7 protein-coding genes are annotated in these 20,600 nt (G+C 58.2%); all 7 read left to right on the plus strand.

Annotated elements, in window-relative coordinates:
- Nucleotides 1-214 precede the first annotated feature (214 nt).
- From ACID345_RS02340 to ACID345_RS25050, 7 genes are read left to right on the plus strand one after another with little or no spacing between them, the layout of a single operon-like run.
- Complete coding sequence (locus tag ACID345_RS02340) at nucleotides 215-2,326, plus strand: (Fe-S)-binding protein (protein WP_011521268.1); 2,112 nt, start codon at nucleotides 215-217, stop codon at nucleotides 2,324-2,326.
- Nucleotides 2,327-2,343: 17 nt separating this feature from the next.
- Nucleotides 2,344-3,129 carry an electron transfer flavoprotein subunit beta/FixA family protein gene (locus tag ACID345_RS02345; RefSeq protein WP_011521269.1) on the plus strand — a complete coding sequence of 262 codons (786 nt, stop codon included), beginning with the start codon at nucleotides 2,344-2,346 and terminating at the stop codon, nucleotides 3,127-3,129.
- Nucleotides 3,126-4,124 carry an electron transfer flavoprotein subunit alpha/FixB family protein gene (locus ACID345_RS02350; RefSeq protein ID WP_011521270.1) on the plus strand — a complete coding sequence of 333 codons (999 nt, stop codon included), beginning with the start codon at nucleotides 3,126-3,128 and terminating at the stop codon, nucleotides 4,122-4,124. Before ACID345_RS02345 ends, ACID345_RS02350 begins: the two co-directional genes overlap by 4 nt.
- A gap of 12 nt (nucleotides 4,125-4,136) precedes the next feature.
- A complete protein-coding gene (locus ACID345_RS02355; RefSeq protein WP_011521271.1) occupies nucleotides 4,137-5,819 on the plus strand; it encodes an acyl-CoA dehydrogenase family protein in 1,683 nt (560 codons plus the stop codon).
- Nucleotides 5,820-5,879: 60 nt separating this feature from the next.
- Nucleotides 5,880-14,198, plus strand: coding sequence for a type I polyketide synthase (locus ACID345_RS02360; protein ID WP_011521272.1), 8,319 nt, complete (start codon nucleotides 5,880-5,882; stop codon nucleotides 14,196-14,198).
- A gap of 24 nt (nucleotides 14,199-14,222) precedes the next feature.
- A complete protein-coding gene (locus ACID345_RS02365) occupies nucleotides 14,223-19,811 on the plus strand; it encodes a biotin carboxylase N-terminal domain-containing protein (RefSeq protein ID WP_011521273.1) in 5,589 nt (1,862 codons plus the stop codon).
- Complete coding sequence (locus ACID345_RS25050) at nucleotides 19,783-20,481, plus strand: 4'-phosphopantetheinyl transferase family protein (RefSeq protein ID WP_011521274.1); 699 nt, start codon at nucleotides 19,783-19,785, stop codon at nucleotides 20,479-20,481. Before ACID345_RS02365 ends, ACID345_RS25050 begins: the two co-directional genes overlap by 29 nt.
- Nucleotides 20,482-20,600: the final 119 nt, after the last annotated feature.

The following is a 20,600-nucleotide window of genomic DNA, read 5'->3' on the forward strand; positions in this document are numbered from 1 at the left end:
ATTGATTGCTCACATTAGAACCATTCAACGTGCTCAGGTTCAAGACTCCCTCGTCAGTCGAACGGTTGAACAAGAATTGGCGTGGTTAGCGTTTTTTGGTTCTTTTATACGTGCACCGCTCTTCTAGCTCTGCTTGATCCGGAACGCCAGTTCCGTTCGAAGTTCGCGATCGATATCAAAGGCAAGTCAAAGTCTTCTGCGAAGAAGGTGCAGCATGAGCGCCCCCCTGCCTCTAGCTCACGCTCATTACGCGAACGTTTCCGGTTATGTCCTGTTCACGGCGATCTCGCTGATTGCCCTCTCTTTGTTTGCCTACACCATCGTGCGCAGGGCAATCCCGCTGTTGAAGGCGCAAGCTGATCCGCGTTTCAATCGCGCGGGAGAACGCCTCTGGGTCGCCTTCCGATGTTGGTTATTGCAGTGGAAGCACCCACGCTACCGCTGGGCCGGATTATTACACGTCATCATTTTCGCGGGCTTCCTGTCGCTTTCTCTACGCTCGACCGAATTGGTCATGTCGGGCGTTTTCGACGCGGTCTCACTGGAGCGGCATCTCGGGGAATGGTTCGCCGTTGGCTACGGTGTGCTGAAGGACTACGCCGCCACGGCTGCGCTGATTGCCGTGGTACTTGCCGCGGTTCGTCGCTTCTTTTTCCGACCGGCACGTTACGAGCCACGGCCCGGAGACGCACATCACCATATGGCCGAGGCCCTGACGGTTCTCGGTTTTATCGCGGCGCTGATGATTTCCGAGAGCGTGTTTGGCGCGAGCACGTATCGATTGTCGGGTGGTGAGGCGCCGGCAACGTACTCGTTGGCGAGCGGAGTCAGCCATCTTCTAGGGGCGTTGGGTCCCGGTAGGCTGGAAAGTATTCGCCAATATTCTTTCCTCGCGCACGAGATTACGTTCTTTGGCTTCCTTTGTTTCTTGCCGTTTGCCAAGCACTTCCATGTCCTGACCTCGCTTCTGAACATTTACTTCAGCAGATTGGATCGAGGGACGGTGAAGCCGGTGCGATGGAACGTGCCTGAGTCCGACCTCGATAAGCTTCCGTCCCTCGGCGTTCGCTACTTGTCTGATTTCACCTGGAAGCACTTACTGGACTTCTACTCGTGCGCCGATTGCGGGCGCTGCTCGGACAACTGTCCGGCGAATGCTGCCGGGCGACGGCTGTCGCCGCGATTCCTGACAATTCAGGCTCGCGATTACATTTTTGCGAGGTACACAATTTTCGGTAAGCCCGTTCCAGATATGGCGCTCGTCGGGAATGTCTATTCGGCTGATGAAATCTGGTCCTGTACGACATGCGGGGCTTGTGAAGAAGAATGCCCGATGCAGATCGAGTACATCGACAAGATCGTCGACATGCGGCGTGCCTTGGTGGAAGACGGTGAAGTTCCGTCCACGTTGAAGAAGCCCATGAAGGCGCTAGAGAGCCGCGGCAATCCGTTTGGCAAGCTCGAGAAGAAGCGCGCGGATTGGGCGAAAGTCAATGATGGCGAAGCGTCGTTGGACGTAAAGGTCTTGAGCGGGACGACCGCCGCAAAGACCTTATTCTTTGTGGATAGCGTCGGAGCCTACGACGATCGCATCCAGCGCGTCACACGGACAGCTGCCCGGCTCCTTTCTGAAACGGGCGAAAACTTCGGGATTCTCGGAGCTGCCGAGAAGGATAGTGGGCACGACGTCCGCCGTTTTGGCGAAGAGTCTTTGTTTCAGGTACTTCGTGAATCGAACACCGAGGCGATTCTCGCGTCCGGCGTCGAAAGGATCGTGACCGGCGACCCGCACGCGTTTAATGCCCTGCGCCACGACTACCGTGGATTGCCGCCTGTAGAGCACCTTAGCCAATACCTGGCCAGGCAGGTGCGGACCGAGAAGCTTCAACTTGTCGGGACGCCAGAAGCGACGGTCGTTACATATCACGACCCGTGTTATCTCGGACGCCACAACCAGATATATGACGAGCCTCGCGAAGTACTGGATGCCATCCCCGGCATAAAACGGGTCGAGATGCAGCGCTGCCGAGATCGCTCCTTCTGCTGCGGGGGCGGCGGCCTGATGCTCTTCTACGAAGCCCAGGAAAAAGAGCGAATGGGTGTACTCCGCGTGAAGATGGCTGCCGAGGCGGGCGCGAACACGATCGTCACGGCTTGTCCGTTCTGTTTGATCAACATTGAAGACGCTATCAAGGTAGCCGGGATGGAAGGCAACATGCGTGCCATGGATTTGACGGAATTCGTCTCGCTCCATCTGCCGGTCCGATATTTACCCGAGGAAACCGCAGCGATCGCTGGACCCCTCGTCACCACTGCAGTGCATTGATGCCTTAGGAGGTAAACGTGAACATCCTTGTTTGTATTCGCAGAGTACCGGACCCAGCAGAGAACGAGATTCGGCTCAACCGCTCAGGAACGGACATTGAGCGCGACGATCTTGTTTATTCCATCAACGAATGGGACAACTACGCGGTCGAGGAGGCCCTCCAGATCACGGCGCGAGTTGGAGGCGAAGTCACGGTCGTGACCGTCGGTGGAGACGAGGACGAAGAAGTATTACGACGGCAGCTCGCCATGGGCGCGAAGCACGCCGCGCTGCTCTCCGACGACGCCTTCGCGGCGACGGATGCGATGGGAATCGCTTCCATCTTGAAGGCTTACGCTCAACAGAATTCCTTCGACCTGGTCCTCACGGGCGTGCAAGCAGAAGGTGGAGGCGCGCAAGTTGGCGGCATGCTCGCTGCGCTGCTCGACTGGCCTTTCGCGTCTCTGGTCACCGCGGTCGAAGTGGTCGCAGACAAGAAACTGAAGGTCGCTCGCGAAATCGCGGGAGGCAATAAAGAAGTTAGCGAGATCGACCTGCCGTGCGTTCTCTCCATCCAGACGGGCATCAACGAACCTCGCTACGTCGGGATGCGCGGCGTCCGCCAAGTCGCATCGATTGAAATCCCGACGTTGGATGCAGCTCACCTGCGAATCGATAGCAACTGCCTTACCGCCAAGGTGAAGCACGCGGGCTATTTCAGCCCAGTTGCAGGCGTGGGCGCGGAGATGCTTTCCGGCGATCGCGAACATATTTTAGATGAGCTCGTGGAGCGTCTCAAAGGGCGTGGAGGGATCACAGCATGAACCCTATATTTTTGATTGCACTGCAGCGCAATGGTGCATTAGACGATACCGTCGCGGAATTGATTGCGACTGCCAAAACCTTGGATCCGACGGTGCAAGCGACAGCGATTGCCTGTGGATACGGCCCGGAACTCGATGCGGTCTGCGCAGCCCTTACCAAGAGCGTGCCGACCACATGGAAGATCTCGCACGAACAATTCGCGACCTTCAATGCAGAAGCCATCCGCGAAGGACTGGTTCGGATTCTGCCGAAGGGCGCAATCGTTCTCGTCGCGCACGATCACTTCGGTATGGACTTGGCGCCCGGTCTCTCCGTGAAGCTTGGGGCAGCGTACGTGCCGGATGTCCTCGTGGTCGAAGCAGGACAACGACTGGTCCGTCAGGAGTTCGCGGGTCAGTTCAACGCACGGATGGAATGTGATTTCTCTGGAGGAGCGGTGATCACGGTTCGCCCTGGTGTGTTCAAGCCCGGTTCCCAGGTTGAGGTAAACGGCGTAGTGGTTGACAAATCGAGTGAAGTAAGCGCGATCTCGGTCCGTCGCCGCTACGTCACAACGATCCCCGCTCAGGTCGGAGACGTGGATATCACCAAGCAGACCGTGTTGGTATCGGTGGGCCGCGGCATCCAGGAAGCTGAGAATATCGAGCTCGCCCAAGAGTTGGCTGACGCCCTTGGCGGCGCGGTGAGTTGTTCGCGACCAGTGGTCGACGCCAAGTGGCTAGACAAGTCACGCCAAGTCGGATCGTCCGGCGCGACCGTGAGCCCGAAGGTTTACCTGGCTTGCGGAATCAGCGGATCGTTCCAGCATATGGCCGGCATCAAAGGCTCGCCCTTCCTGGTCGCGATCAATAAGAACCCGGCAGCTCCGATCTTCCAATTCGCTGACGTAGGAATTGTGGACGACCTGCTCGAATTCCTGCCCGCGCTGACCGAACGCGTTCGCGAACTGACGGAACGGCAAGGCACAAAGCAGACGGCCTCTGCCGCGCACTAACGGAGGATGGCGATGATTGCGAAAAAGACACTGAAACTGAGCCTGAAGTCCCTGAAGGAATTCGCGAAGAAGCGATTGCCCGATCAACTGCTCATCGAATTGGATGAACGCGACGAGTGTCCAGTGGAGATTGTTCGCGATATGTGCAACCCCGGTGGGCTCGGGATTCAGTTGCTCTTCATTCCAGAGGAGTATGGCGGCTTCGGGGGCGGCGCCTTTGATGTGTACTGCATTTGCGAGGCAATGGCAGTGGTCGATCTCGGGATTGCCACGTCCCTATTTGCAACCTTTCTCGGGAGCGACCCACTCACCGTGGGCGGCACTCCGGAACAGAAGAAGCACTGGCTGGGCCGCATTGGAAACGAGGGCATTCTCTTCGCATACGGCGCGACCGAACCAGACGCCGGCAGCGATCTCGGAGCGCTCCGCACAACTGCGGACCGTGTGATGGATGCGGAACGCGTCGTGGGCTACCGGATCGATGGCCTGAAGCAGTGGATCAGCAACGGTGGCATCGCTGATGCCTACACGATCCTCGCCAACACACCGGCAGGTCCGAGTTGGTTCGTTGTGGAGAAAGGTGCTCCGGGTTTCACGCACGATAAACCCGAGAACAAGCACGGCATTCGTACCAGCAATACTGCCGCACTGGCGCTGCAGAACGTATATGTCAACGCCGACCGATTGATCGGCGGTGTAGAGGGACAGGGTCTGCTCCAGGCTCAGGCCGTGTTTGGGTATACACGATTGATGGTGGCTGCGTTCGGATTGGGTTCGGGCTGGGCTGCACTCGACCGCGCGATCCCATATTCGACGAAACGAATTCAGGGCGGTGCGCCGCTCTCCGAGAAGCAGGGCTACACCCACAAGCTCATTGTTCCGAACGCGGCAAGACTCGAAGCCTCCCGCGCATTCATCGAGGAAACCGCCGAGCGAATCGACAAAGGCGAGGGGAGCCTGAATACCGAAGGCGCAATCGCGAAATACATGGCAACCGAAGCAGGCAATACGACGGCGGAATGCTGCATTCAAGCCCTCGGCGGATACGGCTACACGCACGAGTACATGATCGAGAAGATCAAGCGCGATGTACGTATTACGACAATCTACGAAGGCACCTCCGAGATTATGGAGATGACCATCAGCCGCGATCGTTGGCAACTTCATTTAAAAACTCGAGGCCAGCATTATCACGATGTCGCCAAGGAGGCCGAGACGCTTCACGCACGGCACCCAGAAGTTGGCGCGGATGTTGCCGCACTGGCTTTGCATGCGTTGGCGGAGATCCTGGAGCGGGCGCGGGTCGCGCGTCTTACGCGCTTCCAACATATTCTGCTGCGACTCGGGGAGTTGATTGCCTACGCCGAAAGCGCTGCTTGCATGGCAAGGAGGGCAGCACGTGCTGCTGAAGCTCGACTTCACGAAAAGGCAAACGAGAGATTTTCACCGGATGCGCTCGCTGCGTTAGCGCGGATTTTTGCGCGCGAAGCGGCGCTAAAGGTAAGCGAAGAAGGGATGCGCTGGATTATTGGCAGTTCGACGATGAGCGCTACCGAGATTGCGACATTTGAAACAGGTTTAGATTTGCCGGCCATTCATCGTGCGCAAGCAGGACTTATAGCAGACATGGATTTTATTGGTGACCATTTATACAAACGCGCTGGAAAGCAATTGGAAGCCGCTTTACAGCAATAGCTTAGGAGCACTCATTCGGCGTGTCGTTCCGGGTGTCCTCCCGCACACAGGAGCGCAATTATGGAATCTACCGCGCATCGCGCCATCGCGATCGTCGGTCTGGGCGCTATTCTTCCCGATGCCCCCGATGTAAACACTTTCTGGTCTAACGTCCAATCCGGCCGCGACAGCATCTCCGAAGTTCCATCCGAACGCTGGGACCCCAACCTTTATTACGATCCCGATCCATCAGTCCCCGACAAGACCTATTCGAAGATCGGCGGATGGGTGCGGCAGTTCAATTGGGATCCGATGAAGTGGCACTTACCTCTGCCGCCAAAGGTGAGCGGTGCGATGGATCCAGCGCAGCGCTGGGCTATCGCGTGCACACGCGAAGCACTGGCGGATTATGGCTTCCCGGACCGGCCGCTCGAGACAGATCGCACCGCCGTAATCCTGGGCAATGCAATGGCGGGCGAGATGCACTACATGACGGCCCTGCGTGTCTTCTTTCCCATGTACGCCAAGGAACTCGCGACGGCCCCAACGTTCGCGGCGTTGCCGGAAGACTTACGTGTCGAGATTACTCGACAACTGCATGAGCGCGTGGGGGAGCGATTGCCGGAGATCACGGAAGACAGCATGCCGGGGGAGCTTGCGAACTGCATCGCGGGTCGAATTGCCAACCTCTACAACTTCCATGGACCTAACTACGTAGTAGACGCGGCGTGCGCTTCCGCCATGGGAGCGATGAATGCTGCAATCCAAGGCCTCGTTGAACACCAGTTCGACGTCGCCGTGACCGGCGGAATTGACCGGAACATGGGCGCTTCGACCTTCGTGAAGTTCTGCAAGATCGGAGCGCTGTCGGCGACGGGATCGCGTCCTTACGCGGCCGGCGCCGACGGATTCGTGATGGGCGAAGGCGCCGTCGTTTTCCTGCTGAAGCGTTTGGAGGACGCGGAGCGCGACGGAGACAAGGTTTACGCCGTGCTGCGTGGCATCGGCGGCTCCAGCGATGGCAAGGGCAAGGGAATCACTGCACCCAATCCCGTCGGACAGATTTTGTGCACCAAGCGCGCCTGGGAGAACGCCGGGCTATCTCCCGCCGACGTGAACTATATCGAAGGTCACGGAACCTCAACGCGGGTAGGTGATGTGGTGGAAGTGCAGAGCATGATCGACGTACTCAGCGAGTACTCTCTGCCGTCGCACTCAATTCCTATCGGTTCGGTGAAATCGAACATTGGGCACTTGAAAGCTGCTGCGGGCGCGGCGGGAATTCTCAAGACAGTTCTTGCGCTGCACCACAAGGTGCTACCGCCAAGCGTGCATTGCGACCGCCCAACTCCCGACATTGATTTTGCCAATTCGCCGTTGTTCGTGAATACAAAACTGCGGCCATGGGAGATGCCGCCGGATTCAGTACGTCGCGCTGGAGTGAGCGCGTTTGGCTTCGGAGGGACGAACTTCCATACGGTTCTGGAAGAGTACATTCCGGGCAGACTGAAACCAAAGGCGCGCAACGCGAGAGGCGCTGCGGACAATCCGGTTAATGCCCATGAGATTGTCGCTGCCGCTGCTCCGCAAAATGGACTAAAGGCGCCGATGCGCGGCGTGCTGGTGCTGGGCGCGGCGTCGAAGTCTGAATTGAAAGGGCGGCTGCGCAACTGGAACCCCGAAGGCGCAGAAACTCCTAAGCCGCCGCTCGCGAGCGATCTGCAAGCGGACTACCGCATCGCAATTGACTATGGCGCGCCCGCCGAACTGAAACAGAAGATCGCCGCGGCACTGAAGGCATTCGACGCCGATCAATTTGCGGTATGGAAAGCTCTCCGCGCGCAAGGCATCTTCCACGGGCAAGGTCCCGCCGCCAAGGTGGCCTTCCTCTATACCGGGCAGGGCTCGCAGTACGTCAATATGTTCCGATCTCTCAAAGAACGGGAGCCGATCGTCACTCAGACGTTTGCGGCCGCTGATCGGGTGCTCACCCCGCTGCTCGGCAAGCCACTGACCGAATACATCTTTGTAGATTCAAAGGACGAAAAAGCCGTTGAACAGGCGGAACTGGACCTGCGTCAGACTGCGATCACCCAGCCGGCAGTTCTGTGCGTGGACCTCGGAATCACGCGATTGTTGGATGCGTATGGCATTCGGCCTGATATGACGATGGGGCACAGCTTAGGTGAGTACGGGGCCCTAGTCGCCTCTGGATGCCTGCCCTTCGAGGAAGCACTGGAAGCAGTCAGTGCGCGCGGCCGCGAAATGACGCGCGTCTCAGTAAAAGACAAGGGAAAGATGGCGGCAGTATTTGCGCCCCTGTTTGAAGTCGAACGACTGCTGAAGACAGTGGCCGGCTATGTTGAAATCGCGAACCTTAACAGCGAACAACAGTCCGTGATTGGTGGGGCGAGCGATGCAGTTGACGAAGCCTGCACGAAACTACTCGCCGCCGGCTTCAACGTTGTGCCCCTGCCTGTAAGCCACGCGTTCCATACTTCGATCGTCGCTCCGGCGAGCGGTCCGATGCGAGACACGTTGGAGCGTATGCATCTGCAATCGCCGCAGATTCCGATCGTCGCAAACGTGAACGGCGAGTTCTATCCGACAGGCCCGAATGTCATCCCGCAGATGCTCGACATCCTTGCGAAGCAGATTGCGTCGCCAGTGCAGTTCATCAAGGGCCTGCAGACCCTGTATCGCTCGGGCGCACGCATCTTCGTCGAAGTAGGGCCTAAAAAGGCGTTGCACGGTTTCGCGGAAGACGTTCTCGGAAAGGACGAAGACGTTCTCGCGCTCTTCACTAACCATCCGAAGTGGGAAGACACCGCTGCCTTCAACCAGGCACTGTGCGGGCTCTATGCAGCCGGCCTCGGACGAGGACGCACCGACCACGCGATTGAGACCGTCAGCGAAAACAAGCAGCCTTCCATTCCTGCGCTTGCCCACACGGCGCTCGAGGAGTTGAACATGCCGGTTACCACAGTTTTGTCGGAAGATCGTTTCTCGCGACTGGGGCACCTTGTCGCTGAGTTCCTGGACCGCGCGTCTGAAATGCGCGAAATCCCCAGCCTTGCGCCGCGCTCGAACGAACCTATCGCCATCACTGGCGCGGCACTCGGCTTGCCGGGCACGGATCGTATTTTCGACGACAGTAACATCGCACGTCTGCTGCGTGGCGATCAGTTCATCGATGTCGTCCCAAACCGCTTCCGTCGCGCGATGGTCGACCGCCATATCCGAAGACTTGTGAAACGCGAGAATGGCGATCCGACTTTCGAGACGATAGAAGACGTCAGTGAAGCGATCAAACTCGCTGGTCGCGGCGGCGCTTTCGATCTCGAGAAGGAATTTGGCGTACCCGCGGATCGCGTCGCTGCCTTCGATCGCACTACGGCTCTGGCCTTGGGCGCTGGCATCGATGCCTTACGCGATGCCGGAATCCCGCTGGTCATGCGCTACAAGACCACGAGCACCGGGTCTCAGTTACCCGAGCATTGGGCGCTGCCGGATGCGATGCGCGACGACACCGGCATCATCTTCGCTTCGGCCTTCCCCGGGTCTGACTCGTTCGCCGAAATCATGGGTGGTTACTACGACGACCGTCTTCGCCGCGAGCAACTGCAAATGCTGCGCGAATTGCGGCAGCAAGTCGTATCGAACGGCCATGGCGGGGTAGCACAGGAGATTGACCGACGCATAACCGAACTCGCGGCAGCGATGGAACAGAACCCGTACTCGTTTGAGCGCAGGTTCCTGCTGCGTGTGCTCTCAATGGGACACTCACAGCTTGCGGAATACATCGGTGCGCGGGGGCCGAATACACAGATCAATGCGGCATGCGCGAGCACGACGCAAGCTGTCTCCATCGCCGAGGACTGGATTGGTGCTGGAAGGTGTCGGCGCGTCCTGATCGTGTCGGCGGATGATGTGACCTCCGACAATCTTCTTCCGTGGTTCGGCTCCGGATTCCTCGCCAGCGGCGTTGCCGCTACGGACGATTCTGTGGAGAAGGCCGCGTTGCCTTTCGATCGGCGGCGTCACGGGATGATCATCGGCATGGGCGCCGCGTCGTTAGTCGTTGAGAGCGCTGCGGCTGCGAAGGAACGCGGCATTCTTCCCATCTGCGAGGTGCTCAGCACTGTTACGCGAAACAGCGCATTCCACGCCACCAGGCTCGATGTCCAGCACATTGGCGGCGTCATGGACGAGCTGCTCTTGCGCGCCGAGGCAAGCCGAGGAATCCGGCGCAAGGAGATCGCTCCCCACACCGTATTCGTGTCGCACGAGACGTACACCCCGGCACGCGGAGGAAGTGCCTCTGCGGAGGTGTTCGCATTGCGCAAGGCCTTCGGTGAGACTGCCGACCAGGTCGTGATTGCGAATACGAAGGGGTTCACGGGCCACGCGATGGCAACCGGAATCGAAGACGTCCTCGCAGTCAAGACACTCGAAACCGGATGTGTGCCGCCGGTCGCGAACTTCAGGGAGATTGATCCGGAACTGGGTGCGCTGAATCTCTCGCGCGGCGGATCTTATCCGATCGAGTATGCGCTGCGGCTCGGCGCTGGCTTCGGGTCGCAGATCAGCATGTCGTTGCTGCGTTGGGTGAAATCCAGCGATGGATTGCGCGCCACGCCTTCCGCTCTTGGCTTCCAGCGCCGCATTGCTGACCGCGAGGTCTGGAGTCAGTGGCTCGAAAAAGTAGCGAACGTTTCCAACCCTGATTTGGAGGTCGTGAACCGCACCCTCCGCATCCGCGACTCAGGTGCGCCTGCGGTTGTCGCCGTCACCGCCACGAAAGGCGCGGCGGTAACCGCTTCGCAAGCCCCACAGAAACCAGTCACAGTAGCTGTTCAACCGATCGAACCGCCAAAGCCGCAGACGATCGAAGATCCGGTTCGCCAAAGAATTCTCCAACTTGTTGCTGACAAGACCGGATACCCATCCGACATGCTCGCACTCGATCTCGATCTCGAAGCCGATCTTGGCGTCGATACGGTGAAGCAGGCGGAAGTATTTGCAGCAATTCGAGAGCAATACAACATTCCTCGGCGAGAGAACTTGCGTCTGCGTGACTTCCCGACGCTTGCGCACGTGATCCAGTTTGTTTACGACAATCGTCCAGATCTCAGCTCTCCCGCACCTGTCGCGCCAACCGTCAACACACCTGCCATCGTTGTGCTTCCTTTAGTTGAGGAGGAGAACGACGAGGTGAAGGATCGCCTTCTCGAGTTGGTCGTCGAAAAGACCGGCTATCCCAAGGACATGCTGGAGATGGATCTTGATCTCGAAGCGGACCTCGGCGTCGACACCGTGAAGCAAGCGGAACTCTTTGCCGCAATCCGCGAGATCTATAGCATCCCACGCCAGGAGTCACTGCGGCTTCGCGATTTTCCGACACTGAAACATGTTGTGAAGTTCGTATATGACATGCGCCCAGACCTGGCGCAGAACGCACCAGTTGTGCCTAAAACGAATGTTGCTTCACCCGCCTCTTCAGAACAGCCAACGGCGAACGCAGCAGTCGCCGACAGTATTACCGATCGCATTCTCGACATGGTTGTAGAGAAGACGGGTTATCCGAAGGACATGCTCGACCTCGAACTTGATCTTGAGGCGGATCTTGGAGTTGACACGGTAAAGCAAGCGGAGATGTTCGCGGCGATTCGCTCTATCTACAACATCCCACGAGATGAAAACCTCAAGCTCCGCGACTTTCCTACGTTGAAGCACGTCATCCAATTCGCCCGCGAAAGGTCCACGATCGCCGGCCCGGCAGTGGAAACGCCAGTCGTCGCGACGCAGGCAGAGACGGCGCTTGCGTCCAAGGCGCGTTCCATCGCGAATTTCGCGGAGACAAACCTCGTTCCTCGCCGCGTGCCAGTTCCCGTATTGCGCCCGCCCCTCGAGCTTTGTAAGCCGACCGGAGTTGTGCTAGGGACAGGCACTCGGGTGATCGTGATGCCTGACACCGGAGGTGTTGCGGTTCAACTCATAGAACAACTGCGTGCTCTCGACGTCGAAGTACTCACCTTTGACACGACGCCTGATTCGGCGGCCCTTGATACGGCCATTCAGAAGTGGAGTGTTGCGGGGCCGATCCAGGGCGTCTATTGGTTGTCGGCCCTGGATTTCGAAGGCACATTGACGGAGATCAGTTCAGAAGCGTGGAGAAACGCAATTGTCGTGCGGGTGAAGTTGTTGTATCGCACCATGCGCGCACTCTACGAGCAGTTCGCATCGCCATCGACATTCCTCGTGAGTGCAACGCGTCTCGGCGGCCAGCACGGCTACGATTCTGCTGGCGCCCTCTCCCCCATGGGTGGGGCGGTTGCAGGATTTACAAAAGCATTTAAGCGCGAGCGGATGAACGCCACTGTTAAAGCGGTGGACTTTGGCCCTGAGCCCTCGCCGGTGCAAGTGGCTGAGTCGCTCATCTCGGAAACCCGCTTCGATCCGGGCGCGGTTGAGATTGGGTATAAGCAGTCGTTACGGTGGACGATCGGATTGCACGAGCGCCCGGCGGAGGATGGGGGCGCTGGCCTTGAACTCGGACCGCAAACGGTCTTCCTGGTCACAGGTGCTGCCGGAAGCATTGTATCTGCCATTACTGCTGATTTGGCCGCAGCCTCCGGCGGCATCTTCTATTTGCTTGATCTGGTACCCAAACCAGATCCCATCAACAACGACCTGAAGCAGTTTGCAGCCGATAAGGAAGGCCTGAAGCGCACCCTCGCGACGCGGCTAAGCACCGGCAAGAAACGTGCCACGCCGGCGATGGTTGAGAAAGCATTAGCGGAACTTGAACGACAGATAGCGGCTCAGTCTGCGATCGATGCTGTGCAATCTGCGGGTGGTGTGGTGCACTACCACGCTCTGAATCTCACGGATGAGCAAGCGGTGGAAAAGGTGATTGATGAGGTCAGGAAGGAACATGGCCGAATCGATGTTCTGTTGCACGCTGCCGGATTGGAGCGAAGCCACTTTCTCCCGGACAAAGAACCTAAGGAATTCGACCTGGTGTTCGACGTGAAGGCCGACGGCTTCTTCCATCTCCTGCATGCCATCGGAGAGATGCCGGTCTCAGCTGTTGTGGCATTCAGTTCGATCGCAGGACGCTTCGGCAACGGCGGTCAAACCGACTACAGTTCCGCCAACGATCTGCTCTGCAAGATCGTTTCGAGTTTCCGCTCACAGCGTTCCGGTACGCGGGGCATCGCGATCGATTGGACGGCGTGGGACAAGATCGGAATGGCGTCACGCGGTTCCATCCCCAAAATGATGGAAATCGCGGGAATCGACATGCTCGATCCGCAGGCCGGCATACCGCTGATCCGGCGTGAACTCACCATGGGTGCGACCCGCGGTGAAGTGGTCGCCGCCAAACGACTCGGAATGCTGTTGGACGAGTTCGAAGCAACCGGCGGTCTCGATCTGGAAGCACTGGAGAACTCGCGCGAGCAGTTGGCTCTGCGAGGCCCCATGGTGGGCAAAATCACCGGGATGGGCATTCACAACGGGTTGACCATGGAAACCCAGCTCGATCCGATTGCACAGCCATTTCTAAACGACCATCGCATTGATGGAACTCCGGTGCTGCCCGGCGTTATGGGCATCGAGGCGTTTGCCGAAGCGGCACTCTGTGTGCATCCGGGGTGGCATATTGAAGCGATCGAGGAAGTAAATTTCCTCGCCCCCTTCAAGTTTTACAAAGACGAGCCAAGAACGATCCTGGTCGAAGCCGTCTTCCGTCAGGACAACGACCACCTCATCACCGAGTGCCGTCTCATCGGTCGACGCATACTGGCAACGCAACAAGAGGAGCAGGAGACCACGCACTTCACCGCGAAAGTTCGGCTGCACAAGCATCCACCCGAGCTGTCGTCGGGAGTTCGCCCGCATCTTTCACCGGATTCGATCGTAGATTCCGCGAAGATTTACCGCGTGTACTTCCACGGTCCGGCCTACCAGGTACTGGAACGTGCGTGGTGGGACGGAACCCACTTGATCGGTGAAATGTCGATCAATCTACCGTTTAACCATCAACCGGAAAGCCTGCCCACGCAGATCGCTCCGCGCCTAATCGAACTCTGCTTCCAGACCGCGGGTCTATGGGAGATGGGCGCAAACAGTAAATTGGGCTTGCCCACGCGAGTGGATCAGGTCGTCGCGTGGCCGATGGCGAACGCTGTACCTCATCCGCTCTATGCGGTGGTCACCCCGCATCCGGAACACGGCACGTTCGACGCGGAAGTAGTAGACGCCGACGGTAACCGCTACCTACGGGTAGACGGCTACCACACGACAGCCTTGCCGGCACCAATTGATCCCGAAGTTCTCACTTCATTGCAACAGTTGATCACTCCTGAGGGAGTGACCGTTCCGTCGACTCACTGACCTTCCGCTCCAGGAGCAGCTTGTATGGAAACCAAATTTCGTCGTATCGCCATCGTTAACCGCGGCGAGGCCGCCATGCGAATTATCCATGCGGTCCGTGAGTTCAACCACGAGCACGGCACCGATCTGCGGACGATTGCGCTCTTCACGCAACCGGATCGGCAAAGCATGTTTGTCCGAGAAGCGGATGAATCTTTCTGTCTCGGACCCGCTCATGAACGTGATTCCGTCACCAAGCAACTCCGCAGCAGCTATCTCGATTACGAGTTGTTGCGGAACGCGCTCACCGAATCAAAGTCGGAGGCTGCGTGGGTGGGGTGGGGATTCGTTGCCGAGCATGCCGACTTCGCAGATCTCTGCCGGCACATGGGCATCGTCTTTATTGGGCCGAGCGGCGAGGTGATGCGTCGTCTTGGCGACAAGATCTCTGCCAAGAAGCTTGCCGAAAAAGCGAAAATACCGGTCGCCAAGTGGAGTGGTGGCCCGGTGGAGACCGTGGCGGAAGCCTACGCACATGCGGAACGCCTCGGCTATCCGGTATTTATCAAGGCGAGCGCAGGTGGCGGCGGACGCGGGATTCGGCAGGTTAATTCTCCCGCGGAGATGGCCCGCGCATTTGAGGGAGCGCGCAACGAGGCTTTCAAAGCATTCGGGGATCCAACTGTATTTCTCGAACGGCGGATTGACGGTGCACGTCACGTGGAAGTGCAAATCATCGCCGATCAGTTTGGAACGATCTGGCCACTGGGTACCCGCGACTGCACCCTCCAGCGGCGACAACAGAAGGTCATGGAAGAAGCACCATGCCCCGTGCTCACGCCAGAGCAAGATCTGGCATTGCGGGATGCAGCAGTCCGCATGGGTCAGACGGCGGCCTACGTGAATGCTGGCACTGTTGAGTTCCTATACCTGAGCAAAACCAACCGCATGTTGTTTATGGAGATGAACACCCGCCTGCAAGTTGAGCATCCGGTGACCGAGTGCACGACGGGCGCGGATGTTGTGAAACTTCAACTTCTCGTCGCTCAGGGCCAACGACTAGAAGGCATGCCGCCCGCAACATCGGGACATGCAATCGAAGTTCGTCTGAATGCCGAGGATCCAAGCAACGGTTTCGCTCCCGCTCCCGGCATTCTCGAGCGATTCCGTATTTCCACCGGTCCGGGTGTTCGCGTTGATACTGGCTTCGAAGTCGGTGACGTCATTCCCGCTGAGTTTGATTCGATGATCGCGAAGATCGTCGGTTTCGGACGAACCCGCGAGGAAGCGCTCGCCAGGCTCCGTCGTGCATTGCACGTCAGCACTGTGGTCGTGAACGGCGGCACTAGCAATCGTTCTTTCCTTATGCAGATGCTGGCCCGCCCGGAAGTCCATGGTGGTAATTACGATGTCGCCTGGCTCGATCGGATTACGGCCAGCGGCCTTCTTCTGACCGACGACCAAGGACACATTGCGCTGTTTCAGTCCGCCATCGACGCCTGCGATGCGCAGTGCGCAGTCGAGAGAACTCAGTTCTACGTTTCCGCATTACAGGGGCGTCCTGAAGTGCGCAACGAATTGGGCCATCGGGTTGAGTTGCGCTATCAGGGCCATTCTTACTCCATCCTGGTATACCGGCTTGGAGTAAAGCAGTACCGTCTGGAGGTCGACGGCTCTGCCTTTGAAGTCCAGATCGAACACTTACGCAAATACGAAAACGCTCTGACGTTTGCAGGAAAGACGTTCCGCACTGTTTCCATTGAGCAAGGATCCACCTATCGCGTGGAAGTAGATGGGGTCAGCCACAGCGTCGAACGCGATGAAGGTGGCATTGTTCGTGCGCCGTCGCCTTCAGTCGTAGTCTCAATCCCCGTAAAGCCAGGCGACAACGTTCAGGCGGGAGATCGTGTCGCGGTGCTCGAAGCCATGAAGATGGAGATCGTGGTGAGCGCGCCCTTCAGCGGAGTTGTACGGCAGATCGTGGCGATTGCCAACGTACAAGTTGGCACTGGAGCACCGCTGCTCCAGATCGATCCGGCTTCTGAACCGGAAAGCCAGAGCGTTACCCCTCGCCTTCAGGTCTCGGTGCTGGCGTCGACCATTCCAAGCTCGCCCGCGCGACCGATTGAATCATTCCGGCAAATGCTGCTTGGGTTCGACGTTAAGCCCGAGTTCACCAACGTGGCCGCAAAATACCAGTCGGCGGATGAGGACAGGGAACCTTCGCTTTACACAGAGGAAAACCGTGTCTTGGAAATTTTCGCGGACATCTGCGCTCTCTTCCGCAACACCCCGCGTCTTGCGAAGGAACTTCCGGGAGAGTCGCCGAGTGCCGAAGCTTGTCTCTTCTGGTATCTTCGCTCGCCGGCATCGGAAGGGGAAGGGCTGCCTCCTGAGTTCACCGAAAGCCTTCGTCGCGCCGTGCGTCATTACGGAGTGGAGTCACTGCAGCCGAGCAGCGAACTGCAGGATGCGCTCGTGTGGATTTACAAATCGCACTGTCGCATTGAGCGCCAAGTAACCGCGATTCTTCGGATCCTCCAACACCGTCTCGATACTCTCGACTTGAATGCTCAGCCCCCGAAGGACGCATTCAGCACGCTGCTCGATCGCTTGATCGCCATAACCCGGGCTGCATTCCCCCTCGTGAGCGACCTCGCCCGCGAACTGCGTTACCGGTGCTTCGAACAGCCGCAGTTCGAAGCCGCACGTATGCGAATCCTGGAGTTGGTGGACGAACATCTTGACACGCTCGCATCTTCGAGCGCGGAAGCATCAGGCGGCGCTGCGAAGCGGTGGCTTGTCGAGTGTCCGCAACCCTTGGCCGCGAGGTTCTCGAAGCGCTTCGCTCGGTCTTCCGAGTCATTGCAGCAGCTCATGCTGGAAGTGCTGATGTCTCGCTATTACTGTGTGCGTCGCCTTGATCAGTTCCGGCCCATATCTCTCAGACCCTCCTGCTGCGTAGCGACGAGCTTCGTTCAGGACCAGCAAACCACGCATGTGCTCGCCTTGCACACGCAGTTCAGCGATGTCAGTGCCGCACTGCACGCTCTCGGAGAAATGGTCGCAGAGCTTCCCCAGGAAGATGCGGTCCTCTTCGACATACTGGCATCGAATGGTGAACATCACTCCGCGACTGAACTCCAGCAGGAGTTAAACGACGCGCTGGCCGCTTGCCGATTCAGTCAGCCTGTACAGCGCATCGTGATCGCGGTCGCGGCGCGCAACGGTAAACCAGGCAACACCGAAATGCAGTATTTCACCTATGAACCTTCGGGAACGGGCTATCAGGAAGTTCAACTCTTCCGCGGCGTCCATCCAGCAACTGGCGATCGCCTGCATCTGTGGCGGCTCGGTAATTTCAACATCACCCGGCTGCCTTCGATTGACGACATCTTCGTCATGCGCGCGATCGCTAAAAGTAATTCGAAGGACGAGCGCCTCTTCGCCGTGGCCGAGGTGCGCGATCTCACTCCCATTCGCGATGAGTCGGGAAAAATCGTCTCGCTCCCTTACTTCGAACGCATGTTCGCAGAAGCTGTCGCTTCGATCCGGCGAGAACAATCAACTCGCTCCGTGCGCAATCGGCTGTATTGGAACCGCATCTTCCTTTATGTCTGGCCGACGTTGAACCTCACCGCGGAGGAAATGGACGGAATCGTGAAACGTCTGGCTCCTTCCACCGATGGACTCGGATTGGAACAGGTCATCGTTCGTGCGCGTATTCCGAAGGCTCGCAACGGCGAACTCCGCGATACCGTGATTCGAATCTCGGCTCCAGGCGATGCTGGAATTCTCATGACATTCCGCCCCGCCTCCAAGCTCCAGCCCATGAGGCCGCTCGCTGCGTACGAACAAAAAGTCATCAAGATGCGTCAGCGCGGTCTGCTCTATCCCTACGAAATCATCCGGCTGCTCACTCCACCGGATGATGGCACGCGTTCCGCACTGCCCCCCGGCGAGTTCACGGAATACGATCTCGACAACTCGGGTTCGCTCGTGCCGGTCGCACGCGAACATGGAGAGAACAAAGCCAACGTGATCGTGGGAGTGGTTCGCAACTTTGTCCCGCGTTATCCGGAAGGCATGACTCGAGTGATGCTCCTCGGCGATCCCAATCGCGATCTCGGCGCCATCGCCGAACCGGAATGTCGTCGCATCATGGCTGGGCTGGACCTGGCCGAACAACTAGGTGTGCCCTTGGAATGGTTCCCGGTCTCAGCCGGAGCCAAGATATCGATGGAGAGCGGTGTCGAGAACATGGATTGGATCGCCCGCGTTCTCAAACGCCTCATCGAATTTACTCAAGCGGGTGGCGAAATCAACATCGTGGTGAACGGCATCAACGTCGGCGCGCAGCCGTACTGGAATGCTGAAGCTACCATGCTGATGCACACGCGCGGCATTCTCATCATGACGCCCAAAGGCACGATGGTCCTTACTGGCAAGCGCGCCCTCGATTACTCCGGCTCGGTATCGGCCGAGGACAATCACGGCATCGGTGGATACGACCGCATTATGGGCGTGAACGGGCAGGCACAATACTTCGCCCGCGACATAGACGAAGCCTGCCAGATACTGATGCGGCACTACGAGCATACGTATATCGCGCCGGGCGAGTCGTTCCCACGCCGAGCCATAACGAATGATCCCCTGAACCGTGACGTTCGCGTTTATCGGATGCGCGATTCCAGCGACAGTGGATTTAACTTTGTCGGCGAGATCTTTTCGGACGAGACCAACCCGGGCCGCAAGCGCTCGTTCGACATTCGCAGCGTGATGCTTGCTGTATCGGACCAGGACCATGCGCCGCTGGAGCGGTTCGCTGGGATGCGCGCGGCCGAAACTACAGTCGTGTGGGACGCCCACCTTGGCGGATATCCCGTGTGCATGATCGGGATTGAATCCAAACCGCTCGCGCGCTTCGGGTTCGTTCCTGCAGATGGCCCGGACCATTGGACAGGTGGGACGCTCTTCCCAATGTCATCCAAGAAAGTTTCTCGCGCCATCAACGCTGCGAGCAACAACCGTCCGGTGGTCATCCTCGCAAACCTCTCCGGCTTCGATGGCTCACCTGAATCCATGCGGCGTCTCCAACTGGAGTACGGCGCAGAGATCGGCAGGGCAGTGGTCAATTTCAAAGGGCCCATGATCTTCTGCGTGATCTCGCGTTACCACGGTGGCGCGTACGTTGTCTTCTCGCGCACTCTCAATCCACAAGTGGAAGTCGTCGCACTGGAAGGCACCTATGCCTCGGTGATCGGCGGAGCTCCCGCAGCTGCCGTCGTGTTTGCCAGTGAAGTGGAGTCGCGGACGCGTAAAGATTCACGGCTTGAAGAAATCAACCGAGCTCTTTCGACGGCAGAACCCAGTCAGAAAGCGCATCTCACTGCGGAGTGGGACGAGCTCTACCGAAAGACTTACTCTGAGAAGCTGGGAGAAATGGCAACGGAGTTCGATGCCATCCACAGCGTGAACCGTGCCCTGAAAGTTGGTGCGATCGACGCGATCCTGCCGCCCGCAGACCTGCGACCGTTTCTGATTGCGGCCATTGAACGTGGAATCATGAAGCAGCAATGCGCTGCTGACGAGAACAGGTTGCAGCATGAGACGGAACCAACTGTTTTGGCTTGAGTGCACAGTCGCTGATCTGCCGAGCGATGTGGAGTGGCTGGGCGAAAACGAGCGACTGCGTTACGACCAACTACGCCTCGCCAAGCGTCGTGCAGATTGGCTGCTAGGGCGCTGGACTGCTAAAAGCGTCGTTTCCGACTGTCTCGGAATGTTACGCACCCCCTCGTCTTTCCGTGACATTCAAATTCTGCCGGACGCGGCAGGCGTTCCGGTCGCACAAATCGGCGGCTCAGCCGTGCTCGTTTCGTTGTCGATCAGCCACCGGGACGGTCGCGCCTTGGCTGTCGTCGGCGCTCCCGTTTTTCCCATCGGTTGCGATTTGGAGATCGTCGAGTCTCGCGGCCTGGAATTTATGCGGACGTTCTTCACGGAGGCTGAAATCGAATCCTGCCACAAAGCGAATCGCGGGGGCGAACTGGAGACTTTGATCTGGAGCGCCAAGGAAAGTACGCTCAAAATGCTAAGTGTCGGTCTGAGAGCAGACACTCGGTCCGTATCGATAGATATCGATTCTCGAGGCCGAGCGGAGTCCTCTTGGAATCCCTTCACCGCATTGGTGGTTGATGGGCACATCTACACAGGATGGTGGCGAGTTTTAGCCTCTCAGGTTCGCACCATAATCTCTTCACGGCAGAGCAAGATGCCGCGCGAGACGTCGGCAATTTCTTGACGCATCCAGCTAGTGATCGTGAACGCGGGAGACTTTGGGAAAGCCGGCAATTAGGTTTGCGCAGGTCTGTTGTCACCCGGTCCTCTACCGAGCTCGAACGGCTGACATTCAGCTCTCGT

The sequence above is a fragment of the Candidatus Koribacter versatilis Ellin345 genome, assembly GCF_000014005.1.
Lineage (GTDB): Bacteria > Acidobacteriota > Terriglobia > Terriglobales > Acidobacteriaceae > Korobacter > Korobacter versatilis_A.